The sequence below is a fragment of the Aliiglaciecola lipolytica genome (assembly GCF_018860635.1).
In the GTDB taxonomy this organism is placed as follows: Bacteria; Pseudomonadota; Gammaproteobacteria; order Enterobacterales; family Alteromonadaceae; genus Aliiglaciecola; species Aliiglaciecola lipolytica_A.
In genome coordinates this window covers 186328-213245 of the sequence record NZ_JAHKPT010000004.1, presented here as the reverse complement: position 1 = coordinate 213245, position 26918 = coordinate 186328, and the positions used below count along the sequence as shown (strand labels likewise).

The window sequence follows — 26918 nt, the reverse complement described above, 5'->3', positions numbered from 1 at the left end:
GTATTAAGCAATCGCCAAGTTGAAATGCAACTATGTTAAAAATAAACAGCTTATACGGTTGTTTTTCATCCGTTTTATATCCATAACAACCTCTGTAAATACAGAATAATTCTGCCCTGCCCTATAACTAACAGGCAAGTGACTTTGTAGTATAAATAGGTTAATTTAATCTTATAACCTGTGTACAAAAGGCTGAAGGGTTGCGGATGACATTCAACAGGGTAAATCAATAAAACCATGAGTTTGAGTAACAAAAATGAAAACTCGATGTATCAAAACGGATTAAATAAGTAGGATATTTTAGATGTGGACCCAAAGAAGAGAATCAAATCAATCTATTCGCACAGGCGATCATCGAAATCCCTATCAACGAGACAAAGCGAGAATATTACATTCTGCTGCATTTAGACGTTTACAGGCTAAAACCCAAGTTTTAGGTGTGGGCATGAGTGATTTTTATCGAACGCGATTAACTCACTCGCTAGAAGCATCACAAATTGGTCAGGGCATAACAGCACAACTCCGCAATAAATACCCAGAACTTACCCAGCAACTTGATGTAAATGAACAGCTAATCGAAGCACTCTGTTTGGCCCATGACATTGGACACCCACCCTTTGGGCATGGTGGCGAAGTGGCGTTACATTATAAAATGTACAAACATGGTGGTTTTGAAGGCAATGGGCAAACCTTTAGAATTGTCGGAAAATTAGAACCATACACATTAGAACATGGCATGAATCTGAGTCGTCGCACTATGTTAGGTTTAGTTAAGTATCCCAACTTTATCGATAATCTTACCAATCAGCGGATCGAAACAGATCAAGTGCCTCATCGCCAAGTTAAAGCCGATCTATGGCATCCACCCAAGGGTTTATACACTTGTGATACGGAAATGTTTAATTGGCTGTTAGAGCCATTGTCTGAGAACGATAAAAATAAATTTGTAGTCTTTAATCAGTTTGACGATAAACACAGTAAAACACGCTTCAAAACATTTGATTGCTCCATAATGGAATTGGCTGATGATATCGCCTACGGTATTCACGATCTTGAAGATGCTATTGTCATGGGAATCATTCACCGTGAGCAATTCCAACAAGAAGTTACTGCAAAAATTAAAGATTTAACGGATTTCGTTTTATCTGAAAATATAGATTCAATCACTAACAAACTATTTAGTGAATATCACCATCAACGTAAAGACGCCATTGGTGCGTTAGTAAACGCGTTTATCACCTCCATCGAGATCGTTCCCAAAACAGAACACTTTGATGAACCCCTATTAGCGTATGACGCGGCGTTCCCTATCTCTTGTCATAAGGCGTTAGGATTGTTCAAGACATTTGTATTTAACCGCGTTATTCGTAAGCCGGATATTCAATTAATAGAATATAAAGGACAACAGATTGTGATGGAACTGTTTGAGGCCATTCAGTCCGATCCAGCTCGGCTATTACCAGAGAACACAAGAGTTCGATGGCGAGCAGCAGAGTTAGAAAATAATGGAAACCGGGTTATTGCAGATTACATATCTGGCATGACCGATGGTTTTGCATCTAAACTCTACAGCACTTTGTTTTTACCCAAGTCTGGCAGCATTAACGATCAATTTAGCGGTTAAACAATTGTCTTTTTATTAAAAACATTGCAACTTTTTATCCAATTCTTCTTTCTATACGTATAAGCGAAGCGTAGTTTGAATATATTGGATGGTTAATGTTAATAAAAATTCCCAAAAATAGTGATGAATCTGAAAGTCAGGTAACACCCAAAGCAATTTATCAGCAGCGCAGAAGCATGTTGAAGGCAATGGGATTTTTAGGCACAAGTGCCCTACTTGCTAGCCAACCCGCCCGCGCATTAGGTTGGTTTTCTAATGATCAAGAAGGATTCGAAACCAAGCCCTTGTCATTTACTAAATCGACTCAGTTTAGTACTTCAGAAACACTGACACCATTGGACAAAGTTACCTCTCATAATAATTTTTATGAATTTGGAACCGCTAAATCGGATCCTAAGGAAAATGCCCAAAAATTCAAAGTTGAACCTTGGACGTTAAGCGTAGATGGCTTGGTCGAAAAGCCAATCACCCTAGATTACGATGCTCTGACTAAACTATTTCCACTGGAAGAACGAATTTACCGTCTTAGGTGCGTTGAAGCTTGGTCAATGGTCATACCGTGGATAGGTTTTCCTTTAGCTAGTTTGATCAAGCTTGCTAATCCCCTTAGTTCTGCTAAATATGTCGCCTTTGAAACCTTAGATGATCCTAAACAAATGCCTGGTCAAAAAAGTCGCTTTATTGGCGGCGGAATTGATTTTCCTTATGTTGAAGGTTTACGAATGGACGAAGCATTACATCCATTAGCGTTATTATCGGTTGGGCTATACGGTGAAACCTTACCACCACAAAACGGTGCACCAATTAGACTCGTAGTGCCATGGAAATACGGCTTTAAAAGTATCAAATCTATCGTACGAATCAAGTTGACCGACAAGCAACCGCCAACCACATGGCAAAAGCTAGCGGCCAACGAATACGGGTTTTATGCGAATGTGAATCCAGCCGTTTCTCATCCCCGTTGGAGTCAGGCAAGTGAGCGAAGAATTACTAGTGGTGGTTTATTTAATCAAACCCGTACGCCAACTTTACCATTCAATGGCTATGACGAAGTTAGCCATCTCTATAAAGGTATGGATCTAAGACAGTTCTTTTAAGTGATGTTTAAGTGAAATTAAAATTAACCAATAGACGTATATTTTGGCTAAAAGTGGCAATTCACCTGGCTGCATTAGTGCCTTTAATTTGGGCTTTTTATCAAGGCTTTATTGATCAGCTTGGCGGAGATCCAGTTAAAGAGCTTCTGCATTTTACCGGTATTAGCGCCTTTAATTTGCTGCTGATTTCACTTCTTGTGTCGCCCTTAGCAAAACGATTCAGGATAGCTGCATTAATTAGAGTGCGCAGGTTGATCGGGCTTTATGCGTTTGTGTATGCCTTAACGCATTTCCTGAGTTATATACTTTTTGAACTACAACTAGCTTGGCAACTTGTTATTTCGGAAATCATAAAACGCCCCTACATAACAGTTGGGTTTATTGCTTTTGTCATTTTGTTATTACTCACAATGACCTCCACTACATGGGCCCAGCGTAAATTAGGTAAAACATGGCAAACCCTTCACAATTTTGTGTATATCGCAGCAATTTTAATCGCATTCCATTACATTTGGTCGGTCAAGTCAGACATCCTTCAACCTTTAATTTACTGGGCTTTATTGTTGCTTCTGTTGTTTTTCCGGAAACAAAAATTTATTCAATTGATTAAAAAATGTAAAAAAACACTTGCATGAACATATATACAGTACTACTGTATATACTACCACTGTATATTAATACACTATTGAGGTAGTTCATGGCACAGGTAGATTTAACACAACAACAATGTTTACCCAGCAATAATCAATTGCATTATCAAAACTATATGGCTCATTATGGTCTTAACGAGCTATCTGATGCTAAGTGGATGTATTTAATTTCTGACCGCGTTAGCTTTTCAGGTAAATTTGATAAGGCCATTCGATTAAACAAACCAGCACAAGATACTTTGTTCAATTGGCTAGAGAAAATTGTACTTGCTGGTCAATGTTCAGTTTTATTTGTAGAAAATCTGCCAGTTGATGATATTCGTACAGCTAAAATTAAATCCCTTTGCGAGCAAAACTTTATAACCTTGATTAATTTAACCTTAGACTCCAAGCTACCAGATAATTTAATAATTGGTCCTTGGCATTAATGTTTGTGGCGCACTGAGCTTGCGTCAAGCATTAAAAGTTGAGGGATAATACTAAGAGACTCATTTGCTTACCGCAAATACTCACAGTGTTGTTTTTCGTAAGCTATTGTTTGTTACTCAATACTAGATTAGATTTAAGATGTACCTGAATATCATAGAGTTGTTTAAGCTGTGCTGAATAGTAATCATGAATGCCCCTGTTGTAGTGGCGAGTCCTTTGAAAATTGTTGTAGACCTTTTATTTCAAAAACAAAATACCCTGATACTGCTGAACAATTAATGCGTTCACGGTATAGCGCCTATGCCAAAAATAATTACCAATATATTTTAGATACATACGCTAAAGCCTCCCGCCAAAACCTATCTATTAAAGATCTCCAGCAAAGTGACAATGAGACACAGTGGCTGTCCCTTGAGATTGTTAATTGCCCAAGTGAAAACATTGTAGAATTTAAAGCTTATTCTCGTTCGGACAAGACATTTTATTTACTTCATGAAGTATCTAACTTTATGTTAGAAAATGAACACTGGGTCTATGTTGACGGAGAAATAAAAGACGATACCGGTCAAGTCCAGCTAAATCGAAATGATCAGTGTCTATGTGGAAGCGGAAAAAAGTATAAAAAATGTTGCATGGGGTAACCCAGTGAATTACTCGCTAACATCATTTAGTCATTAGAATCATTGTCTAACAGTTTCAATTTGAGACTAACTAACAGACAGCCATTAAAGTAATTCTAAAGTCACTCTAAAATTACTATTTAAGTTTCTATATTTTTATAAATAGTTGCAACTATTGATGCTCAATATTGCGCTGCCACTTTATGTCCCATTGCATTTACCTTTATGTTATTCCGTTGATTTAATTGGTTAAAAATTAGTCTTTGTCAAATTTTGAGAAAAATACAGATAAAAATCGCTCTGATTTGACGTTTAGTGCAATAAGTATTTGCAGTTAGATTTTAACAGTCTAAGATCATAAACGACCACTGCCACAATAATAATAATTTGAGCCTCAAAATAGAGAATAGATATCAAAAATACAGCGCAGGGTTATTTCATATTAAACATCAGGACATAACATACATGAAAAAAACACCTATATTCAAAGCCAAAGAACATTGGTTAAAAGTCGCGTTAATGATGAGTGCTTCAACAGCAATTTTTACAGCCTCACCCACTTTTGCTCAGCAACAGTCAGATCAATCAGCGAATAATTCGGTAGAAAAGATCAGTGTCATAGGTTCTCGTCGTCTAGGACGAACAGTGGAAGATAGTCCAGTTCCTATCGATATTATTGGTGGCGATGCCCTCAACACAACCGGTCAAACAGAAACAAATATGATCTTAGGCAGTTTGCTGCCAAGTTTTAACTTTCCTCAGCCTTCATTAACAGATGGCACAGATCACGTTCGCCCTGCACAACTGCGTGGTCTAGCACCTGACCACACGTTGGTTTTGGTTAACGGTAAGCGTCGCCATTCTAACGCTTTGCTTAATTTAAATGGCTCTACAGGACGTGGTTCCTCAGCTGTTGATTTAAATGCAATACCAGCTAATGCGATTGAACGTATTGAAGTATTAAGAGACGGCGCAGCTGCGCAGTACGGCTCCGATGCTATTGCCGGTGTCATCAATATTGTTTTAAAAAGTGCGAGCAGCGGTGGTTCAGCATCAGTGACCTATGGTGCCAACGTAACCACTATGGACGGCGTTCCTGATTTAAACGATGTAGGCATTGGTGAAGACGGTAATTTAAGCTTTACTGAAGGCGGCGATCGCGAATTAACTGATGGGCAAACTACGACGCTAAGAGGTAATATTGGTTTAGAGCTTGGAGATGACGGCTTTATTAATATTTCAGCTGAATTTCGCGACCGCAGTGCAAGTAATCGTTCTGACTACGATACTCGCGAAAACTACGCGCGCTTGGAAGACGGTTCACTCGACCCTCGCGAACTGACCTGGGATCGCTACAATCATAATTTTGGTAATGGTGACGTAGAAGATATGGCCGTATTTGTGAATGCCGGCCTAACATTGAATGCAGAAGCTGAATTATATGCCTTTGGCTCATACAGTACCCGAGAAGGTGAAGGCGGTGGATTTTATCGTAGAGCACAAGATAGCCGCAATATTGAATCTATTTACCCAGATGGATTTTTACCTATTATCACTTCAGATATAAATGATTATTCATTGGCCACTGGTATAAAAGGTGATTTGAGCGATTGGAATTATGATGTATCAGCAGTTTACGGTGAAGATGAATTTAAATTTGGGGTAATCAATAGTTTAAATACATCTCTTGGGCCAACTAGCCAGACAGAATTTGATGCAGGAACTCTAATTTACGACCAGTTCACTTTAAATATCGACCTAAGTCGAGAAGTTGACGTAGATGGATTAGCCAGTGGGGTTAACGTAGCGTTAGGCGCAGAGTATCGCCACGAAGGTTACGAAATTAAAGCCGGTGAAGAAGCATCCTATATCCAAGGTGAATTCGATGGTGCAGCAGGCTCGCAAGTATTCCCAGGGTTTACTCCTGAATCAGCTGGTGACAACAGCCGCCACAATATCAGTTTGTATGTGGATTTAGAGGCCTATGTAACCGATGACCTGAACGTGACTGTAGCTGCACGTTATGAGGATTATTCTGATTTCGGTTCAACAGTGAATGGTAAAATCGCTACCCGTTATACGCTTACCGAAGACATCGCACTTCGCGCATCTGTATCAACGGGGTTTAGAGCGCCATCTCTACAACAACAGTATTTCACCTCAATCGCGACAGTCTTTGTTGACGGTGAACCAACCGAAACCGGTACTTTCTCACCTAGCAGTGATGTCGCAATAGCCCTTGGTTCGCCGGGTCTAGATGCTGAAGAATCAGTAAACTACGGAGCAGGTATCACCTGGTCTCCTGATTCTAACGTGAGTGTGTCTGTTGATTATTACAACATTAAAATTGATGATCGTATCGTGTTATCTAACAACCTATCAGGTGCGGAAATTGAAGCCTTGTTAGCAGGTACAGGCGCTAACCGTGCACGCTTCTTTTTAAACGCTATTGATAGTGAAACTTCAGGTGTGGATGTAGTGGTTTCATATAACACTGACATTCAAAACTGGGGAGATATCGCCTTTAATGCGGGCTTTAACTACAATAAAAACGAAGTTACCGACATCATAGATCCGCCAGATGTGTTAGCCGGTGCAGGCTTTGATCAAGACAACTTATTTTCAGATGTAGAGTTACGTCGTTTTGAAGTTGGCTCGCCTAAAACCAAACTTAACCTAAGTGCAGTTTGGAGTATGGATGAATGGCATGCCACATTGCGAACCACTCGTTATGGGGAAACTCAAGAGCCATCAACAGATCCGGCAACAAATGAAGTATTACCTAACAAATGGGTGACAGACTTGGATGTCAGTTATGACGTATCCGACAATCTAACCCTTACCTTAGGGGCAAATAACTTGTTTGATGTATACCCTGATACTACCCGTGAATTAGTCGATGAAGTAAGCACCTTTTCACGATTGTTCCCATACTCTGGCTTTTCACCGTTTGGTTTCTCAGGCCGTTTTGTCTACGGTAAAGTTTCAGTTACTTTCTAATTTTTTCAATGAGTGACTTTTGCTGAACAGCAAAATGAGATTGAAACGCGAGAATATAAGTGGATACAGTGAATGCTGTATCCACTTTTTTATGGTTTTTCTGTTTAATCCATTGTGTTTCTGGGCAGACAAAATCATACCGACTTTAATTGACCGAGCTAATCACCCAGTATAGAGGTAAGCAATTTTTCGCCCACACATATCCCGTCAAATCTGAAACTGATTTTCTAAGGGGGCTTTTCTATAAAAGTAACCTTTCTTATTGTTTCGCTTTCGATGGTGTGTGAACAAAGGTGTTTATTTAGAATACCATTGATCATTTCAAGCAAACTGAAATGATCAATGTTCTTCGAGTAGCAATACAAGATTTTAATTCTTGCATATACAAATTTAGATTTTTGAATCTATCCATGCATGTATATTATCTGTCAATACAGTTAAGTTAACCGCGCCATGGATAAGTATTTGATCGTTAAATTCTGGCAAAGAAAATTTATCTCCCAATTTTTCTTTAGCCAATTTACGTAATTCAAGAATACGAATTTGCCCCAATTTATAAGAGGTCGCTTGTCCTGGCATGACAGCATAGCGCTCTACTTCTCTGGTTATGGATGCGACACTTTGCCCAGTATTTTTGTACATCCAGTCAATTGCCTGTTCTCTACTCCACTTCTTGTAATGGATTCCCGTGTCTACCACGAGTCGAGCGGACCTAAAAAGATCTGATTGCAATCGACCAATATCACCTAGAGGATCGTCATCGTATAAGCCCAGTTCTTTAGCAAGTAATTCTGCATAGAGCGCCCAACCTTCACCATATGCGCTAAACCACAGCATATTCCGAATCATAGGCATATCGTCAATTTCCTGAGCGATACTCACTTGTAGGTGGTGACCAGGGCTGGCTTCATGATAAACCAAAGTCGGTAACGAAAGGATTGGCCAGTCAGCCGTGTCCTTTAAGTTGATCCAAAAAATACCTGGGCGAGAACCGTCTAGGTTTGGTGAGGTATAATAACCACCAGGAGAGTTGTCTTGTTCATAAATTGATATACGACGAACTTCAACTTCGGCCTTTGGAATGGTGTTAAGAATATTAGGCAGTAATAATTCTACTTCTCGCATTTGTAAGTTGAGATCGTTCAACAACGTATTTCGCCCTTCATCGGTATTTTGATATAAATTGGCAGGATCTTCTGACAAGCTAATGACTCTTTCGATAACATCGCCTTGCGAGTAACCGACAGACTTTAGGAGTAAATCTAGTTCAGCCTTAATGCGTGCAACTTCGTTTAACCCTAGTTGATGAATTTGTTCGGCGTTCAAATCGCCAGCACCAAAGTTTTGCAGCGCTAAATCATAGCGTTTTTCACCATCGGGCAGCGCCCAAATACCTGGTTCACTTTGTGCTGAGGCTAAAGTGGCAGTAAGTGCTTGGTGAAGTCTGGCATAACCTGGATAGACTTTTTCCAATGTGATTTTTTGAGCACGTTTAACATAGTCTGCGCGCTCTGCATCACTAATACCTTCCACCGATTTTAAACGGTTATCTAACACCACTACTAGTGGGTTTTCAGCGGGAATGGAACTCGTCATGCCATTGATCACATTTAACGCACCTTCAATGGCAAATTTAGGTGGGATTACACCGTGTTTGGCATCTAAGCCCACAACATCAGCCATATCTGTAAACGCTTCTTCTAACAAACTCAATCTCGTCAGATAGTTTTCTACATCCGCTTTATTATTTAGTGGCTGTTCAGTTTGAAGGGATCTTGGTAAGTCTATGTGTATACCCGTTAACTGAGTTATTGAATAGGGGGTATAAATTGAAAGTGGATCAAATGCGCCGAATACATAGGGTTCAAATCGTTTTGTCATTGCAATGGCATTAGCTAAAACATCATAAGTCGTTGCCGCAGTTCCAACTAATAGTGAACGGTCAATTTTCAATAATTCAGCTTCCATTGAATCTCGTAAAACTTTTGAATTGGCAATATTTTCAACGGAATAGTCTGCAAGTTTGTGGTTAAAGCCCCCCCCGAAATATTCTTCCGAAACACCTAAGGTTGTCGCCAGTGTTGGTGTGCGCTGCAATAACGCTTTAGTTTGTTTGTCCATCAAGGCTAAAAATGCAGCCGTTTCGTCTTGATTAGTTTGTTGTTGAACTACTAATTTAACGTCTTGCTTACTCTCTGGCATTTGAGGATTACTAAAACAAGCCACTAAGTTAAGTGTCATTGCTGTTGTGATGCATATTTTGAATAATTTCATATTTTCTTCCCTTGCTTTGGGTTTACTTTTGAGAAGTATTTACTTTTCTCTATCCTAAAAAATTAGCTTAATACAGCTATTAGCACTTATTTTTTTCTATATTCGAGAGCTGGAGCACGATCACCAATCATAGACTTATATTTCAACGAGTCTTTTCTTTCAAGGTATTCTTTTTTCGCTGCTTTAAGATTATCAGGATCCGCGAACAAACTGATTGCGGTTTTCGTTAATACATCACTGGCTAAATACATGCCCTTATATCCGATACCTGTACCACTCATTGCTGAAGCTTGCCAAGTATGGGGGGGTGTTCCTCTTACCCAGGTAGCACTTGAGATTCCTACGGTAGGCACCTGCCAACTAACATCACCCACATCGGTAGAAGCTGACCATACAGTAATTTTTTCACTAAATGGAAGCGCCGTGCTGTGCTCATCATCACTAAAAGAATGGTTTAAGGTTTGACTGATTTTTTTAGCAAATTGTTGTTCATCTTTGGATAATTCAATAGGTTTGGCAGCTAAGATAGCTTGGTCGGCTAACCTAGATAAGGCAACGTTAGGAAGCACACTCCATACACCACCGGTAACTTCGACCTCTACTTTGGTTTGGGTACCAAGTGCAGCACCATTTGCCGCATTAGTGACTCTATCCCACAGAGATAATACCACCGCAGGTTCTGGAGAGCGGACGTAGTAATATACTTCGGCAAACTCAGGAACAATATTTGGCGCTGTGCCACCATGGGTAATAACATAGTGAATACGAGTGCCGTCTGGAACATGCTCCCGCATTAAATTTACCATCATGTTCATAGCTTCCACTCCATCTAACGCAGAACGCCCTTTATCAGGTGCCGCGGCAGCATGTGCCGCTACGCCATAGAAACGAAACTTACCGCTTTTGTTGGCCAGTGAAGTATACGGAGCTGCTGTTGTGCTATCCGATGGATGCCAATGTAAGGCAACGTCCACCTCATTGAACAAACCTTCCCTCACCATATACACTTTACCAGAACCGCCCTCCTCAGCTGGCGTGCCAAACACTTTTATCCGACCTTGTTTAGGGTGTTCATCTAAATAATCAGCTAGCGCCAACGCAGATCCAATTACGCCACCTGCAAACAAGTTGTGGCCACAAGCATGTCCATCATGTACATAATCATTACTTACAATCGGCTGTTTATCAGGTGTATTATTGACTCCCATTCCTGGAAGCGCATCCATTTCAGCGAGTAAACCAATTACTGGTCCACTTTCACCGTATTGTGCAACAAAAGCAGTTGGCATTCCTGCGATCCCTGCTTTTACGGTGAATCCGCGTTCAGTCAGTACTTTTTGCATCAGCGCACTACTATTATGCTCAAGAAAGCCTAATTCAGGTGACTCCCACATGGTCTTAGCAATTTGTTTCATTACCGGTTGGTATTTGTTAGTGGACGTTACATCTTCTTGGTTTTGTGCCAGTGCAACATTTGCAAAACTAGTTATTACACACAATAAACTTGCTGCTATTCCCTGGTTAACTATTTTTTTCATGATTATTTCTCGCAGTTAGTTTGTTTGCAGTTATCGATATAAAAAGATTCTGGTGCCGTGGCAATAAGAGTACTGATCAACGTATTGGCAGCATGCCTAGCAACATAGCGGGTTTTTTCATCCGGTTCATTGTCACCCACTTCGTATGTCACACCGTGTACTTTATAAGTGTCGGCAATAAATTGTTTAAAAACCCCTTTTCCAGGAGATGTGCCGGGTTTATCAACCACTTTAAATACACCTTTGGTTTTTTCTTGCAGTGCGGCTAACCAATCTATTACCAAAGATGTAGGAGCAATATTTTCTTCCATCGGAATGCTGTAAAAAACATTGTTATAAGTTGAGTGGAAGTCCATTCCCATCACTATTTTACCGCCGCCTTGGGTGATCTTATCTAAATATGTTTTCACCGCTTTGGTTTCAGGTTGCGAGAAGGTATTCCAATCCCGATTAAGATCTTTATGACCAAGATTATGTCGCCAATGCCCATTCGCAACACCATCAGGATTTAAATTAGGCACAACCAACACATTAAAACGAGATAGAAATGCTTTTTGGCTAGCTGTAGTGGTTAGGAATTCATCTAAAAAAGAAAACATTGCCACCGCCCCAGTTACTTCAGGTGGATGTTGACGGCCAATAAAAACAACCCATTCGGTATTATCTTTATTTTCCAATACGAAAGCTGAAATAGCACGACCTTCAGAAGAGTTGCCTAAACTAAAGGCTTGTATGTTAAATTTATTACCCGCTGATTTGAGCCAAGTTGTGTAAGCATCATTGGGAACGGGTCGTTGAGCTGCAACATAGGTTGGTGTTGAACTAACATCAAGTTCAACTAACATACCCTGCTCATTTGTATCAAATGCTAAACCATTCCAGTTAACTTGATCTTTGCTGACTTTAGGAAGGTACCTGGGTGTATATCCTTCAAAGGTTAATAATATATTTACGGTTTTAGGCACCTTTGTTTGAACACTAAAATAATACCAAGGACTGGGGTTGACGGTCTTATCTTCAGGCATAAAAGTTAGCACGTATTGCCCGCTTTGATTTAATTCGCAATTATCTAAACGTCCTGATTCAAAATTAGCTGAAAAAGACAGCTCCTCAAATTCGCAACCGTTGGCGATAACGGGAGCAAAAGCCAATATAACTAGTAGTATTCGAAACATGAATTCTCCATAAGGTAAACGCAGGTAGGATAATCTAAGCATGGTTATTTTATATTTAGTATTAAAGGTTAAAATTTAATGGCTAATATGGCTCTGTAACGAAAGTGTACAAAAGCCATAATTAGGAAATTTATGGTCAACGATGGTTAATTTAGAGCTTAGGCACATTCGTGCGTAAATTTAAAATGAATACCACATCGATTTTGTGACTAACTAACAATCAAAGTCCCTTGAGGTTTTGAAGTGTTGGTTTGTCTAAAACCTGTATCCATGAACCATAAGTAGGATTGCCTAAAACAAACCATTTCACTCCCCAATTATCTTGGTATTGAGTGACTAATTCTTTTCGCGTAGTTGATGAAATAGCAGATTTCACATTCGGTAAAAAGTCGCCTAGATCATCACCGATCAACATGATGATACGATAGGACTGTGCAACCAATTCACGTCTTGATTGTTTTTCAGAACTCCAAGTTGATTTTTCTTTTTTTAGAAATAATTGCTTAGCATTAACCTGTTTTATGCCTACATTCTTTAGGTTATTTATGGTTTCCTGCTTTTGTGGACAGCTATCTGAAACACTTTTTCTGGCCTTACATTCTCGGTTGGTAATATAAATAATCTCTATACCCATTTGTTGAGCATGGTTGATAAATGCCACTGCTCCTGGAATCTCTGGTGCGGCTTGCATCGCCACCCATTGATCCCATTTTTTTGAGTCATAGGTGTGATTATGCAAAATCATATCAGCTTGAAACTGTGAGTTATCGAGCACTGTTTCATCTATATCTAATACAATAGCTGGTGGTAAATTAGCATAATTATTTTGTTGTTCTACGGCTGAAGTCCAACTTGTATCATTTAACGCATTGGTTAATTGCAGCTCTGCCGCTTTATAGGTTTGTAGCGCGTTTGCTTGGTATTCTGCAGAGGTTTGCATCCACAAAGTACTATTCAAATTGGTTAACTCATTAGTGGTATCGACTGATGATTCCTTATGGATCACCACACAACCGCTAAGACTCACAACCACGGCAAGACTAAAAAGACCTACTAAAAATCGCATCTACAAAAACTCCTAACTATCTTCTATTTACCATCGTAATGGCACCTTTACATTGATGCTGAACAAGCCAAAAGACTTTCGGCACCACCAACCGATTCTACTAACTCTTTGCCAACACTATGTATTTCTTCAATATCTAATGGCCAAGGATATTTTTTCGACGAATATGGGAATAATACGTAGAGAATATTTCCTTTTGGGCTGCCAGCCCCATTTCGTGGATTTACATTCGTTCCACCAAGATTTTCGGCTAAAGCCATAGATATCTCTCCCAAACTGGCGTTCGAAGGACCCACATCTGCCACTACAAAGGCACTACTTTCACCGGATTTGAGGTTAAAAGCCATGCCAATATCACCTAGGCGGCCTGTCCCTTTTTTACTGTAAAATTTACCGGGAAAAACTAAATACGGAATTTTGGTTGCATCAACATATCGAGACACGTCCAACATATCTTTATTTTTATCAAACAAAGACGTTTTGGATATAAAATAGCCCGCAAACTCACCATCTTCTTGAATATAGGGCTTTGTTGGATCATTTGGATCTTGAACTAAAACAGAATTCCACCAACTATGGTTTGGATAGCCTGCATTTAAATAATTATCTAACCCCGTATTATCGGGGTGATAAGCGTTTGGCGCACCGTCAGCGTCTATGGCTTTATGTTCAGTTTGAAAAATAAAGGCTGACTTAGATGAATTAAGTAACAACTTTTCTTGTTGGTAATTTTGCCAAGAATCAAAGTCACACTCTACTGCATGAACTAAAAAAAATGGTTTTGATAAACAGACTAGGAACGTTTTTAAACGATTTTTCAACTGAAACTACTCCTAACGCTAAATAATTTAAGTACAAACTATAGTCTAAACTAGCCTTATCAGAGATTATTGTTTATCTACGGGTTATTCCATCAAACAAATCGTAAAAGTTTTGAGTTGTCACCGCTGCTAGTTCTTCAACACTCACGCCTTTAAGTTGAGCGATAAATTCGGCCACTTCGACCACATAACCAGGTTGATTTTGTTTGCCACGATAAGGTATTGGAGCCAACCATGGTGAATCAGTTTCAATTAACAACTTGTTTAATGGCAATGCTTTCACTACTGCTTGCAGCTCTTGAGCAGATTTAAACGTAACTATTCCTGAAATCGAAATATAAAAGCCCATTTCAATAGCAGCTTCCGCCATTTCTAAAGATTCAGTAAAACAGTGCAGAACGCCTTTAGTATGTTCAGCTTTGTGTTCTCGTAACAACGCTAAAGTATCTTCACGGGCATCACGAGTATGAATAATCAGTGGTTTCGATAACTCGTTGGCAACTTTTATATGATCAACAAAAGATACCAGCTGTACCTCTTTGGTGTCGCTACTGTAGAAGTAGTCTAAACCAGTTTCACCCACAGCCACCACCTCGGGTCTTGACGCCATGGCTAATAAGTCGGCATAACTGCATGCATCTTCTTGATGCAGTGGATGAACTCCGCAGGATACAGAAACGTCATCAAGTTCAGTGACTTTAGATAACATTTGTGGGAAGTCTTTTACCGACACAGCCACACATAGAAAGTGTTCAACTCCGCGCTGTTTAGCAAAGTGAATAACCTCTTTAAGTTCTGCGCTTGTTTTGTCTAATTTGTCTAAATGACAATGGGAATCAACAAACAAAAATAACTCCTCTTATAATTTTTTATTGGCTAATTAACCGACGATAATCCGTCAACATATCAGATAATATCAACAAACGATTCACGCCGGGATTTTGCAAAGCAATTGAGGCTTTTATTAATTTATCTTCTAGCTTCCATAACAAGCTATTATGCAGTCCCGTCATTGCTAGTTGTGACAAATCATATTGCAGCCATAAAACCACTTGTTCTGCTTCTTTTTGCCACTTTTCTGCGAGTGCTAAAGTGCTGGTTTGTGCTTTTTTTAACTCATCTAAAGACTGCGTGAAATCAGTAAAAGTAAAACCTTCTTTATTGGCCAGCTGAGAAATGATTTTTAATGGGCATTGACCATAAATACGAATTATATCGTCGTTAACACCTGCAACATTTTGGGAGGCTAACCACTGTTTACACTGCTGAAAACTCGGCGCGTGCAAATTGACTTTTTCGCAACGACTGATAATCGTAGGCAATAAGCGTTCAGGATAAGCGGAAACTAAAAATAAAAATGTATTTTCCGTGGGCTCTTCTAAGGTTTTTAAAAGTGCATTTGCAGCAGACTCAGTCATGCTTTCTGCCTGCTCTATAATTAACGTCTTATTACCCGATAGATGGGCTGTGCTAGTCAGCTTTTGAATCGCAACACGAATCAGATCCACACCAATTTGTTTCTCAGATACAACGCGATGCAAATCAGGGTGCGATTGTGCATCGAAAAGTGTACAAGATTGACAACTCCCACAAGGCTTGTTTGAGAGACTTTTACATAAAATGGATTTAGCTAATTGATTACAGAAATCGGTTTTGCCAATTCCCACCGGTCCCTTAACTAAAAGAGCATGATGCAAACTACTATTTTGCGCACGTTGACTAAGTTGTCGATAGGTTTCATCTAACCAAGGGTACACGATTGATCCTTTAAAAAGGTCGTTAAAGCCGTCTTAATATCTCGATGTACCAATTCGATTTTCTGCATTGTATTGATTGTGAAAATGCTGTCATCTTGCTCACACAATTGTAGATATCGATTTCTGGTCCGCTCAAAAAAAGAAATGTCTTCCAACTCTATTCTATCAAGCTCTCCCCTGCCTCTAGCTCGTTTCAAGCCTTCAGTTGGCTCAACATCCAAATACAACGTAAAGTCAGGTTTAAAGCCATTCAATGATAATTGACTTAAGGTAGTCATCTTTTGGCTTGAAATACCTCGTCCGCCACCTTGATAGGCTTGAGAAGATAAATCGTGACGATCACCAATCACCCAACGCCCTTGGGCTAAATTTGGTTTGATGACATTTTCAAGCAATTGCACACGAGCGGCATACATTAATAACAATTCGGCTTCAATTGTCACTTTTTCCTGCCAAGCATGTTTTACACATTCACGAATAGATTCAGCCATAGGCGTACCACCAGGTTCACGGGTACAAACCACCTCTAATCCCGATAGTTCGAGCAGTTCTTTGACCGTGGCGATTGCGCTGCTTTTACCCGCACCTTCTAGGCCTTCAATAACAATAAATTTACCAGACATTCAATTAGTTACTTTTACTTCTATTTAAGTTGATATTGCCTTACGGCTCGGTTGTGTTCTTTTAAGGTTTCTGAGAAATAATGGGTGCCATCACCTTTGGACACAAAATAGTATTCTTCTGTATACAATGGGTGCAATACGGCATCGATACTTAGTTTGCTTGGCATTGCTATGGGCGTTGGAGGTAATCGCTTAATAACATACGTATTATAAGGAGTAGCTTGTCTCAGATCTTTGCGTCTAATATTACCATCAAATGCATCGCCCATTCCATAGATTACAGTAGGGTCTGTTTGTAAACGCATTCCACGATTGAGCCGATTAACAAAGACCGCAGCGATTCTTGGACGTTCAATTGGCACCCCTGTTTCCTTTTCCACAATCGAAGCCATAATTAATGCCTCGTAAGGATTATTGTAGGGTAAATCCATTTGTCTGGTTTGCCATGCACTGGTTAAGTAGTTTTTTAATGCTACATGGGCCGTTTTTACAATGTCTTCTACTTTGGTGCCATTGGTAAAGTGATATGTATCTGCCAATAGCCATCCTTCTATAGACTGACCCGGTAAATCAGGGGACAACATCTCCAGCCATTGCTCGTCAGTTTTTGTTGATTTGATTAAATGCGGGTGATTGTTTAATTGCACTAACCAATCTTGCCAACGTAGGCCTTCAATTAAGCTTATTTGATAGGTTTTTTCCAATCCTCTGGATAATTTATCAAACATATTGCGCGCGCTCATTCCTAAACTCAACTCATAGGTTCCGGCTTTGATTTGACTTAGTTCTGGTTCGAGTTTTAATGCAGCTTTAATAAGCACCGGATGCTTTAGTATTGAGCGTTCATATAACTTATTTATTACGGAGTGGGCGTATTGTCCTTTTTCGACCACCAAAATTTGACTACCCACTATATTCAACGGGTTGTTAAACGCGGTGTTTATCTGATACACCAATACAATCATGACAGCAAAACTTAACACTATGGTCGCTAATAAAAACTTTAACCACCTACTCATTTAAAACTACCTCGTGTTGATTGGTACTGAACCAATCAGAAAAGACACTTTGAGTGCTATCTAACATTAATTTTTGTCCGTCAATAACGAAGGTTTTGACTTTGATAATTTTCATAAGGCTATTGGATATAAATGCTTCATCGCAATCGAGTAACGACTGCAAAGGATGATTTGATATGGCCAAAGGCACCTTAGATTTCCCCATTACATTAACAATATGGTTACGCATAACGCCGGAAACACCGCAATTATCTAAGTTTGGTGTAAACCACTGTGTTCCTTTGCGCCAAAACAGATTCGCTGCGCTACACTCAATAACATGCGAATCTGTGTCACACACAATAACATCATCAACCTGCATGTTTCGCATTTCGTGTTTAATTAATACTTGTTCTAATCGATTTAAATGTTTAATACCGGCTAATAAAGGTTGTTTAGCCAGTTGGATAGTGCTTAACCCTAGCGTCAAACCTTGTCGACTTAAATCTGCGTAGTGTTTAGGCATGTCAGAAACACTCAAATAGCAGTGTGGCGACGTGACTCCAGCGGTATCATAACCTCGGCCTCCATACCCTCTGGAAATGACTGCCTTTACAACCCGGTTTTCATGAATTAACCCAAACTGTTCAAGCTTACCTTGCAAACTATGCCAATTTGTAAAATCGATTTTTAATCGAGCACACCCCTCTTTTAATCTCGCTATATGTGCATTTAACAGTTCAATTTTATTATTTGTTACACACATGGTCGTAAAACAACCGTCACCATAGGTTGCAATCCTATCGCTGCTTGATATACGGTCATTAGAGGAAAGTTCGATAATCATTTTTTACCAACAAAAAAGCCCAGTAAGAACTGGGCTTAATCTTAAACTATTGAATGTGCTAAGCAATAATTCAATTTAAAATGATACTACATTCTTTTAAATAACAAAGAACCGTTAGTACCACCGAAACCAAACGAATTACACAGTGCATATTCCATACTAACTTTTCTTGCCGTATTAGCAACAAAGTCTAAGTCACAACCTTCACCTGGATTATCCAAGTTGATTGTGGGAGGCGCAATCTGATCACGCAAGGCTAACAGCGTAAAGATTCCCTCTACTGAACCGGCCGCACCAAGTAAATGACCTGTCATTGACTTAGTTGAACTGACCAGAACTTTATCTGCAGCAGCACCGAAAATACGTTTTACCGCAGCGACTTCAGCCTTATCACCTGCAGGTGTAGAAGTACCATGAGCATTAATATAACCGATTTCCGTAGCCGGTAGATTGGCATCGTTTAATGCATTTTCCATCGCAGCTGCTGCACCTTCACCATCAGGTGGAGGAGAAGTCATGTGGTAGGCATCACCGCTCATACCAAAACCAACTAACTCGGCATAAATGGTAGCACCTCTAGCCACAGCTTGTTCGTACTCTTCAAGCATAACAACCCCTGCACCCTCACCCATAACAAAACCATCTCGGTCTTTGTCCCAAGGGCGGCTAGCTTTAGTCGGGTCATCGTTGCGTGTTGATAATGCTCTTGCTGCTGCAAATCCACCTAATCCCAAAGGTGAAATTGAAGACTCGGCACCGCCTGCTAACATTGCATCGGCATCACCATAAGCGATAGTGCGAGCTGCTATACCAATATTGTGTACGCCGGTAGTACAAGCGGTAACAATATTTAAATTTGGGCCTTTCAGTCCTTCAAAAATAGATAAGAAGCCTGAAATCATATTAGTAATAGTGGCAGGAACAAAAAAAGGAGTTAGTTTTCGTGGACCACCGGCTAACATTTTCTTATGGTTTTCTTCGATAAGGCCTAAACCACCGATACCGGAACCAATTGCCACACCTACTCTTTTCGCATTTTCAGCTGTTATTTCTAACTTCGAGTCGGCTAAGGCTTGTTTTCCCGCGGCTATTCCTAATTGAATAAAGCGGTCCATCTTTTTTGTTTCTTTCTTGGGGATATAACTTTCCACATCAAAATCTTGAATCTCACCGGCAAACCGAGTGCTAAAATCAGATGTATCAAATGATGTGATGGGACCTATTCCACTTTTACCTTGTAAAATGCCTTCCCATGTAGTGTTGGTGTCTCCACCTAATGGTGTCAGCATGCCAAGACCAGTTACTACTACGCGACGTTTAGACACATAGGCCTCCGCATAAAATTCATTATTTTAAGTATAAAGAAGAAAACGGCCCAGATTGAGCCGTTTATAGGAGTATCTTACGCGTCTTTATTAGCGTTAACGTAGTCGATTGCAGATTGAACTGTAGTAATTTTCTCAGCTTCTTCATCAGGAATCTCAGTATCAAACTCTTCTTCCAAAGCCATTACCAATTCAACAGTGTCTAATGAATCTGCACCCAAATCATCCACAAATGACGCTTCAGCTTTTACTTCTTCTTCTTTAACGCCCAATTGCTCGACGATGATTTTTTTAACGCGCTCTTCGATGTTACTCATGATTCTAGTTTTCCCTATAAGTAGCTAGAGTTTAAATTTCCGGTAGTTTATTCAGCTAGCCTCTGTCTTGCAAGCAAGACAATTAACTTTTTATCTGGTCAAACCACCGAATCAAATTAGTCTAATAAACAATATATTATCAATCAACCTTAAAAAGCATGACTGTTTAATATGTCTATTAGCCCATATACATACCGCCGTTTACATGGATAGTTTCACCCGTAATGTAAGCAGCATTATCACTTACTAAAAAGCTAACAGCCGCGGCAATCTCTTTTGGCGAACCTAATCTGTTAGCTGGAATATCTTTAAAAATGGCTTCTTTTTGCTCGTCAGTCAATGACTTTGTCATATCTGTATCAATAAAACCTGGCGCGACAACATTTACTGTGATGCCTCGTGAAGCAACTTCACGTGCTGTAGATTTACTAAAACCTATCACACCCGCTTTAGCTGCAGCGTAGTTTGCTTGCCCTGCGTTACCAGTGGTTCCAACAACTGAACCAATATTGACGATTCTACCATTGCGTTTTTTCATCATGCCACGTAAAACCGCTTTAGTCAGTTTAAAAATTGGAGTTAGGTTAGTATTTATAATATCTTCCCATTCCTGATCTTTCATTCGCATCAGCAAATTATCACGTGTCACACCTGCATTATTCACTAAAATATCGATTTCGCCATGATTTTCTTTAATTTTAGCTAATACTTCATCAAGAGATGCCTGATCAGTTACGTTTAACGTTAGACCTTGACCACCGAATTTAGACAGGTATTCAGTAATTGAGTCAGCACCTTTATCAGATGTGGCTGTGCCAATTACCACAGCTCCTTGTTCTGCAAGTGACTCTGCGATAGCACGTCCAATACCTCGACTTGCCCCAGTTACCAGAGCAACTTTTCCGTTTAAATCGTTCATTTTAATACCCTATTACAGTAGATTTTGGACTGATTCGACCGTGTTCAAAGCGTCTGTTTCTATGGATTTATTGATACGTTTTATAAGACCAATAAGTACTTTTCCCGGCCCGACTTCGTATATTTTTTCAACATTTTGACTAGCTAAAGACTCAATAGTCTCTGTCCATCTGACCGGACAATAAAGCTGTCTTACAAGTGCGTCTTTAATGCTATTTGCGTCTTTAGGTGAATTTACATCGACATTATTAATGACCGCAACACTCGGTTCTGCAAATGCAATTGACTCAATTAACCCAGCTAACTTTTCAGCTGCCGGCTTCATTAATGCGCAGTGCGAAGGCACACTAACCGATAGTGGTAAGGCTCTTTTTGCACCCGCTTCTTTACACAAATTTGCTGCGACTTCTGCAGCTGAGGTAGTTCCGGCGATAACCACTTGTCCAGGTGAATTAAAATTCACCGCTGAAACAACTTCACCAGTTTGTTGTTGCGCCTTTTCACAAGCTTCTAGAATTAAATCATCTGCCAAGCCTATGATGGCATACATAGCCCCTTCACCTGCTGGGACAGCTTGTTGCATGAATTGTCCTCTAGCTTCGACTAATTTGACGGCTTCTTTTAAGCCAATCACATCGGCACACACTAGCGCAGAATATTCACCTAAACTATGCCCAGCCATATAGTCTGGCTTGGCGTAACCTAAATCCATGAGTAATCTGTAGATTGCCACGCTCGCTGTAAGGAGCGCAGGCTGAGTTATATGGGTTTGATTCAGTTGCTGATTTTCATCATGTTGCACTAAATCCCATAAATCATAACCTAAGGCTTCAGAAGCTTCACTAAAAGTCGTTTGAATTTGTGGATACTTCGCAGCCAGATCGGCTAACATTCCAACTGTTTGAGATCCCTGACCGGGAAACACAAAAGCTTGTTTAGTCATAAATCATACCTTGGGTGTATTTAAACAAAAGTAATTAATATTTTACGAGCGCTGCTGCCCAGGCGAATCCACCACCAAATGCTTCTAACAATAGATTTTGGCCACTTTGTATACGCCCATCTCGTATTGCTTTATCTAGTGCTGTTGGCACTGTTGCAGCAGATGTATTACCGTAATTTTCTAAGGTTAGAACAACTTGGTCCAAAGACATTTCTAACTTTTTGGCCGTTGCTTTAATAATCCGGAAGTTTGCTTGGTGAGGAACCAACCAATCTAAATCCGATTTTTCCATATTATTTGCTTTTAAAGTCAGCTCGACGACTTCACTAAGTTTAGTGACAGCGACTCTAAAGACTTCATTTCCTTTCATGCTACCCCAGTTTTCATGCACAGATTGTTCATTGCCATGTTCAACATGTCCAATTTGTAACAAGTCTCCGTAGGAGCCAGCAGCATTAATATGAGTTGACAGAATACCAGGCTCTTCACTGGCTTCAAGCAGTGTTGCGCCAGCAGCATCGCCAAACAAAATCAGCATTGATCGATCTTCGGGATTGATCATTCGAGACAAACAATCCGTCCCAATAACTAAAACCCGTTTAACCATGCCTGTTTTAATGTATTGATCTGCAACACTCAGGGCATAACAATAGCCAGCGCATGCAGCAGCGATATCAAACGCAGGGATGCCGTCAATATCTAATGCTTTTTGTATTTCACAGGCGGTGCTAGGAAGAGCGTATCGTCCGCTTGTCGTGGCACACACAATCATATCTATAGAGCGTTTATCAATACCTGCAGCTTCAATGGCTTTAAGCGATGCCTCATATCCCATTGTTGCAGCAGTTTCATCCGCTCCTATAATTCTTCTTTCTTTTATTCCCGTTCGATCGGTTATCCACTCATCAGTCGTATCTACCATCATCTCGAGATCTGCGTTGGTACGAACTTCTGCAGGGTAATAACTTCCAGTACCTATTATTCTTGAGTACATATTTTAAGAGCGCTCCATTAAAACGGATTCAATTTTATCTTTTATTTTTTTCGGAACTTGCCGTTGTACTTCTTGTTCAGCTTCCTTAATCGCAAACAAGAAAGCATCCGAAGAAGCATTACCATGGCTCTTGACCACAATTCCGCGCAATCCTATCAGACTAGCGCCGTTGTACTGGTCGGGGTTCACCCTTCGATAGATTTTTCTTAACAGTGGAAGGGCTATTTTGGCTAATAATTTTGTCCACCAGTTTTCATTGGATACGCGCTTAGCTTCTTCTAAAACAAGGGTCGCTAAACCTTCACAAGCTTTCAAAGCGATATTGCCAACAAAGCCATCAGTTACCACAACGTCAGCACAATTAGTAAAGATATCATTACCTTCGACAAAACCAGTATAATTTATTCCTGGGGCTTGTTGTAACAACTGGGCAGTAAATTTTACTTGATCATTGCCTTTAATTTGTTCTTCACCAACATTTAGCAAAGCCACTCTTGGATTATCAACTCCAGCGACTTCCTGTGCTAAAACCGATCCCATAACCGCATATTGAAATAAGGTTTCTGAATCACAATTAACATTAGCCCCTAAATCCAATAGAAACAACTTATGATGATCATCAGTGGGTAATGCAGATACTAAGGCTGGCCGGTCAATACCTGGTAAGGTTTTTAACACATGATAAGCAATAGCCAATAGCGCACCAGTATTACCGGCACTAACGCATGCATCAGCATCACCGCACTCTACTCTTTCCAAAGCACGGCGCATGGACGAATCTTTTTTATTTCGCAGGGCTGAACTTGGTCTTTCATCCATAGCAACATGTTCTGAGCAATGCTGAATTTCAACACGTTCTTGGATTGATCTATTTTGGGTGCTAATAACTTTGGAAATGATTTGTTCATCACCACAAAGTATAAAATGCAAATGGGGAATTTCGTGCAGTGCTTTTAAAGCAGCAGGAAGAGTTACATGGGGGCCGTTGTCGCCCCCCATAATATCTAACGCAATGGTTAGACGGCTAAAAGTCATTGCTAGTCAGCGATAACTTTTTTGCCTTTGTAGTAACCGTCAACAGTCACGTGATGACGAAGATGCGTCTCACCTGAAGTTGAATCTACAGACAAAGTCGCTCCAGTCAAAGAATCGTGTGCACGACGCATACCACGCTTTGAACGAGTTTTCTTGTTCTTTTGTACAGCCATTACATTACTCCTAGTCTCGCTTAAGTTCTTTCAAAACCGCGAAAGGGTTTGGACGTTCATCGGCCGGTTCAATCTTACCAAACTGCATCTCATCCCGCTTTATTTTGCAATCCTCCTCTGCATGAAGGGCGACAATAGGCAAAGACAATATTAGTTCATCCTCGAACAACTGCAGTAGATTGATTTCTCCATGGTCATTGACCTCTACCGGTTCGTAAATGTCCGGCAATTCAACTGCATCATCTGTTTCAACTGCTTTCCGTCTAATCGGACTAAAACAAAATGATGTGTGAATTGAATGAGCAAATTGCTCATTACATCTCTGACAGACAAGCTCCACTGATGTTGATAGTTGTCCTTGAAAAAAATTCAGACCCTGCTCGTCTTTATCGAATCTTACTTCAGCTTCAACAGTATCAGCAGCGGTGGCCACTGCGCTAAGAAAACGCGCCATGTCAGAAGTCATCATCACACCCTGATAATCAGAGCGTTTTGTAGCACTTTTGACTGGTTCGATAAACTTGGGCAATTTCACTTTCTGCATAGGGCGCGCATAATATAGATTGTAAAGCCGTTAGTCAAAGGAAAATATAGCTAAAAGTACCCTATTCCCTATAATAATTAAGACTTTTTATTAACAGAACGGAAAATTGTGAAAATTGTACTCGCTTCCACTTCGATATATCGTAAAGCGCTCCTTGATAAACTGCAACTCGATTTCACTTGCCACAAACCAAATGTTGTTGAAAGCCGTAAACCTAATGAATCAGCGAAACAGATGTCGTTACGATTAGCGCAAGCAAAAGCTGAAGAAGTGGCTGAGCATTATAATAGCGGACTAATAATAGGTTCGGATCAAACCGCAAGTTTGGATAATGAGATATTAGGAAAACCAGGGAATGCTAAAAACGCTAAAGCACAATTGCAACAATGCCGCGGTAAAGACGTCACATTTTACACCGGTTTAAGTGTTATTGAGGCGGCCAGCAAAAAACAAATATCTATAGTAGAAGAATTCAAAGTAAGTTTTAGAGACTTAACTGACAAGCAAATTGATAGTTACATTGCCAAAGAAGCCCCTTTTGACTGTGCCGGTAGTTTTAAATGCGAAGGTTTAGGCATTAGTCTGTTTACCCAATTACAGGGGCGAGATCCGAATTGCTTAGTTGGCCTGCCACTGATTGCCCTATGCGATGTATTAGCTGAATTTAAAATCGATGTGCTTACATTAAACTCGCAAGTTTAGATTATTTCACAACGCAGTGAAGTTTAGGCTTCTCGTTTTCTTAATTCTTTGAGCGCATTGCTTAATGAACTATCCAGATTAGCCGTGTGACTCATTTGCTTTCCGCTAACTGGGTGCACGTATAATATTCGATGCGCATGTAAAAATAATCTATTCAGACCTAGTTTTGTCATGTAATGATTAAACTCTTCGTCCTTATACTTGCTGTCACAGGCAATTGGATGGCCAGCGTGTTGACAGTGCACGCGTATTTGATGAGTCCGTCCAGTAATCGGTGATGCTTCAACTAATGTGGCTTGGGCAAACGATTCTAAAATACGAAATCGAGTTTCAGACTCTTTGCCTTCTGTAGAGACAGATACTATACGTTCGCCAGATTTTACAATATTTTTAAGTAATGGCGCTTTTACTTTAAAGCGATTTTCAGGCCAGTGCCCTTGAACCAATGCTTGGTATCGCTTATCAACCGTTTTTTCACGTAGTTGTTCGTGTAAGTGTTTTAGCGCAGAACGTTTTTTAGCTATTAATAGACAACCTGATGTATCTCTATCTAGGCGATGCACTAACTCAAGGAACTTAGCCGTAGGACGTAACGCACGTAATGCCTCTATCACTCCAAAACTTAAACCACTGCCACCATGCACTGCCATTCCGGATGGTTTGTTAACTACAATTAACACTTCATCTTCAAATAAAATGTGTGATTCTAAAGTTGCTACTTTATCAAGCTTAGTAGAAGGAGCTTGGTTATTGGATTCAGACACTCTGATGGGAGGTAACCGAATCTCATCTGCGTCAACTAATTTATATTCAGGTTTGACACGTTTTTTATTCACGCGTACTTCGCCTTTACGCAAAATTCGGTAAATCATACTTTTTGGAACGCCTTTTAACAAAGTACGTAAAAAGTTATCAATTCTCTGCCCCTCGTGCTCAGCGTCGATTGCTAAAAATTGTACTTTATCAAAGTTTGAATCCGTCATTTAAGGGCCCGTAGAATTTTGCTATATGAGTTTCGATTTAGCCTAACGCAGTTTGATTGCGACGCTGATTTGACAGCCCAGTGGTCAAACGCTAGCTTTTAGCAATATAGTCCATCAGGCTCAGCGCCTATTCTAACTTAAATATTTAAATTAGGTTTAAAATTTTAATTGCTTGCCAGAGTGTTAGGTTTAATGTGATAATCCGACCGTTTAGCTGGCTTTGCAGTTGCATAGCAGTAAACAATGCGATGAAAATTAGAATTTGTATGGCATCAACGAAATAAAATTCGTAACACATAATGATGCATTGCTGCTGTCGAAGTGAGTATTTTTTCGATTGGTTGAGCAAGCAAATTCACATCTCATCATGCGATATACAATAAAAAAGTACCAATCGCAGAATAGTAAGAATTGAATTTGGCAACAAACTGATGTGTTTTGTTTAACATCACGTCAGTTTGGAAA

The 26918-nt window shown here is 39.9% G+C and carries 26 protein-coding genes; 7 read left to right on the top strand and 19 right to left on the bottom strand.

The genetic code is table 11. The features are described from left to right. Positions 1-304 precede the first annotated feature (304 nt). The 6 genes from KO530_RS01225 to KO530_RS01200 all read left to right on the top strand — a co-directional run bounded on the left by KO530_RS01225 (position 305) and on the right by KO530_RS01200 (position 7420). Positions 305-1624, top strand: a complete 1320-nt coding sequence (locus KO530_RS01225; protein ID WP_216046562.1) for an anti-phage deoxyguanosine triphosphatase — start codon at positions 305-307, stop codon at positions 1622-1624. Positions 1625-1719: 95 nt separating this feature from the next. After that, positions 1720-2721 (top strand): protein-methionine-sulfoxide reductase catalytic subunit MsrP, encoded by a 1002-nt coding sequence (msrP, locus tag KO530_RS01220; RefSeq protein WP_216046561.1) that lies wholly within the window; start codon positions 1720-1722, stop codon positions 2719-2721. Between the two features lie 11 nt (positions 2722-2732). Beyond that, positions 2733-3356 (top strand): protein-methionine-sulfoxide reductase heme-binding subunit MsrQ, encoded by a 624-nt coding sequence (msrQ, locus tag KO530_RS01215; RefSeq protein ID WP_216046560.1) that lies wholly within the window; start codon positions 2733-2735, stop codon positions 3354-3356. A gap of 62 nt (positions 3357-3418) precedes the next feature. Then, positions 3419-3799, top strand: coding sequence for a hypothetical protein (locus tag KO530_RS01210; RefSeq protein WP_216046559.1), 381 nt, complete (start codon positions 3419-3421; stop codon positions 3797-3799). A gap of 171 nt (positions 3800-3970) precedes the next feature. Beyond that, entirely contained in the window at positions 3971-4441 is a 471-nt protein-coding gene (locus tag KO530_RS01205; RefSeq protein WP_303499896.1) for a YchJ family protein, read from the top strand. 444 nt (positions 4442-4885) lie between these two features. Further along, the gene (locus KO530_RS01200) at positions 4886-7420 is read left to right on the top strand and encodes a TonB-dependent receptor plug domain-containing protein (RefSeq protein WP_216046558.1); all 2535 of its coding nucleotides are present in this window, start codon (positions 4886-4888) and stop codon (positions 7418-7420) included. Between the two features lie 390 nt (positions 7421-7810). Here the strand turns inward: KO530_RS01200 and KO530_RS01195 are convergent, their stop codons facing one another. The 18 genes from KO530_RS01195 to yceD form a co-directional block, all read right to left on the bottom strand. Then, on the bottom strand, positions 7811-9694 hold the full coding sequence (locus KO530_RS01195; protein ID WP_216046557.1) for a DUF885 domain-containing protein: 1884 nt from the start codon (positions 9692-9694) through the stop codon (positions 7811-7813). Between the two features lie 86 nt (positions 9695-9780). Continuing rightward, positions 9781-11232: an amidohydrolase gene (locus KO530_RS01190; RefSeq protein WP_216046556.1), complete on the bottom strand. Its 1452-nt coding sequence runs from the start codon at positions 11230-11232 to the stop codon at positions 9781-9783. 2 nt (positions 11233-11234) lie between these two features. Continuing rightward, the gene (locus KO530_RS01185; RefSeq protein WP_216046555.1) at positions 11235-12407 is read right to left on the bottom strand and encodes a M14 family metallopeptidase; all 1173 of its coding nucleotides are present in this window, start codon (positions 12405-12407) and stop codon (positions 11235-11237) included. A 220-nt stretch (positions 12408-12627) separates the two neighbouring features. Next, positions 12628-13473 carry a 5'-nucleotidase, lipoprotein e(P4) family gene (locus tag KO530_RS01180; protein WP_216046554.1) on the bottom strand — a complete coding sequence of 282 codons (846 nt, stop codon included), beginning with the start codon at positions 13471-13473 and terminating at the stop codon, positions 12628-12630. A 47-nt stretch (positions 13474-13520) separates the two neighbouring features. Then, a complete protein-coding gene (locus tag KO530_RS01175) occupies positions 13521-14294 on the bottom strand; it encodes a glycoside hydrolase family 75 protein (protein WP_216046553.1) in 774 nt (257 codons plus the stop codon). A gap of 73 nt (positions 14295-14367) precedes the next feature. Continuing rightward, complete coding sequence (locus KO530_RS01170) at positions 14368-15141, bottom strand: TatD family hydrolase (RefSeq protein WP_216046552.1); 774 nt, start codon at positions 15139-15141, stop codon at positions 14368-14370. Positions 15142-15163: 22 nt separating this feature from the next. After that, on the bottom strand, positions 15164-16051 hold the full coding sequence (gene holB, locus KO530_RS01165; protein WP_216046551.1) for a DNA polymerase III subunit delta': 888 nt from the start codon (positions 16049-16051) through the stop codon (positions 15164-15166). Then, positions 16036-16674 carry a dTMP kinase gene (tmk, locus tag KO530_RS01160; protein WP_216046550.1) on the bottom strand — a complete coding sequence of 213 codons (639 nt, stop codon included), beginning with the start codon at positions 16672-16674 and terminating at the stop codon, positions 16036-16038. Before tmk ends, holB begins: the two co-directional genes overlap by 16 nt. Positions 16675-16694: 20 nt before the next feature. Continuing rightward, positions 16695-17693: an endolytic transglycosylase MltG gene (mltG, locus tag KO530_RS01155; RefSeq protein ID WP_216046549.1), complete on the bottom strand. Its 999-nt coding sequence runs from the start codon at positions 17691-17693 to the stop codon at positions 16695-16697. After that, the gene (pabC, locus tag KO530_RS01150; RefSeq protein WP_216046548.1) at positions 17686-18519 is read right to left on the bottom strand and encodes an aminodeoxychorismate lyase; all 834 of its coding nucleotides are present in this window, start codon (positions 18517-18519) and stop codon (positions 17686-17688) included. The genes mltG and pabC overlap by 8 nt, the downstream gene beginning before the upstream one ends. Before the next feature lie 86 nt (positions 18520-18605). Continuing rightward, positions 18606-19844, bottom strand: coding sequence for a beta-ketoacyl-ACP synthase II (fabF, locus tag KO530_RS01145; protein WP_216046547.1), 1239 nt, complete (start codon positions 19842-19844; stop codon positions 18606-18608). Between the two features lie 77 nt (positions 19845-19921). Further along, a complete protein-coding gene (acpP, locus tag KO530_RS01140; protein ID WP_008844663.1) occupies positions 19922-20161 on the bottom strand; it encodes an acyl carrier protein in 240 nt (79 codons plus the stop codon). Between the two features lie 178 nt (positions 20162-20339). Next, positions 20340-21080: a 3-oxoacyl-ACP reductase FabG gene (gene fabG, locus KO530_RS01135; RefSeq protein WP_216046546.1), complete on the bottom strand. Its 741-nt coding sequence runs from the start codon at positions 21078-21080 to the stop codon at positions 20340-20342. Between the two features lie 12 nt (positions 21081-21092). After that, positions 21093-22022 carry an ACP S-malonyltransferase gene (gene fabD, locus KO530_RS01130; RefSeq protein ID WP_216046545.1) on the bottom strand — a complete coding sequence of 310 codons (930 nt, stop codon included), beginning with the start codon at positions 22020-22022 and terminating at the stop codon, positions 21093-21095. 34 nt (positions 22023-22056) lie between these two features. Continuing rightward, complete coding sequence (locus KO530_RS01125) at positions 22057-23016, bottom strand: beta-ketoacyl-ACP synthase III (protein WP_216046544.1); 960 nt, start codon at positions 23014-23016, stop codon at positions 22057-22059. A 3-nt stretch (positions 23017-23019) separates the two neighbouring features. Further along, positions 23020-24051 (bottom strand): phosphate acyltransferase PlsX, encoded by a 1032-nt coding sequence (plsX, locus tag KO530_RS01120; RefSeq protein ID WP_216046543.1) that lies wholly within the window; start codon positions 24049-24051, stop codon positions 23020-23022. A gap of 2 nt (positions 24052-24053) precedes the next feature. After that, entirely contained in the window at positions 24054-24224 is a 171-nt protein-coding gene (gene rpmF / locus KO530_RS01115; protein WP_216046542.1) for a 50S ribosomal protein L32, read from the bottom strand. 10 nt (positions 24225-24234) lie between these two features. Beyond that, entirely contained in the window at positions 24235-24768 is a 534-nt protein-coding gene (gene yceD / locus KO530_RS01110; protein ID WP_216046541.1) for a 23S rRNA accumulation protein YceD, read from the bottom strand. Positions 24769-24876: 108 nt separating this feature from the next. On the opposite strand from yceD, the gene KO530_RS01105 reads away from it, so the two are divergent. Continuing rightward, positions 24877-25470 carry a Maf family protein gene (locus KO530_RS01105; protein WP_303499881.1) on the top strand — a complete coding sequence of 198 codons (594 nt, stop codon included), beginning with the start codon at positions 24877-24879 and terminating at the stop codon, positions 25468-25470. Between the two features lie 23 nt (positions 25471-25493). On the opposite strand, the gene rluC is transcribed toward KO530_RS01105, so the two are convergent. Continuing rightward, complete coding sequence (gene rluC, locus KO530_RS01100) at positions 25494-26453, bottom strand: 23S rRNA pseudouridine(955/2504/2580) synthase RluC (protein ID WP_216046540.1); 960 nt, start codon at positions 26451-26453, stop codon at positions 25494-25496. Between the last annotated feature and the right edge of the window lie 465 nt (positions 26454-26918).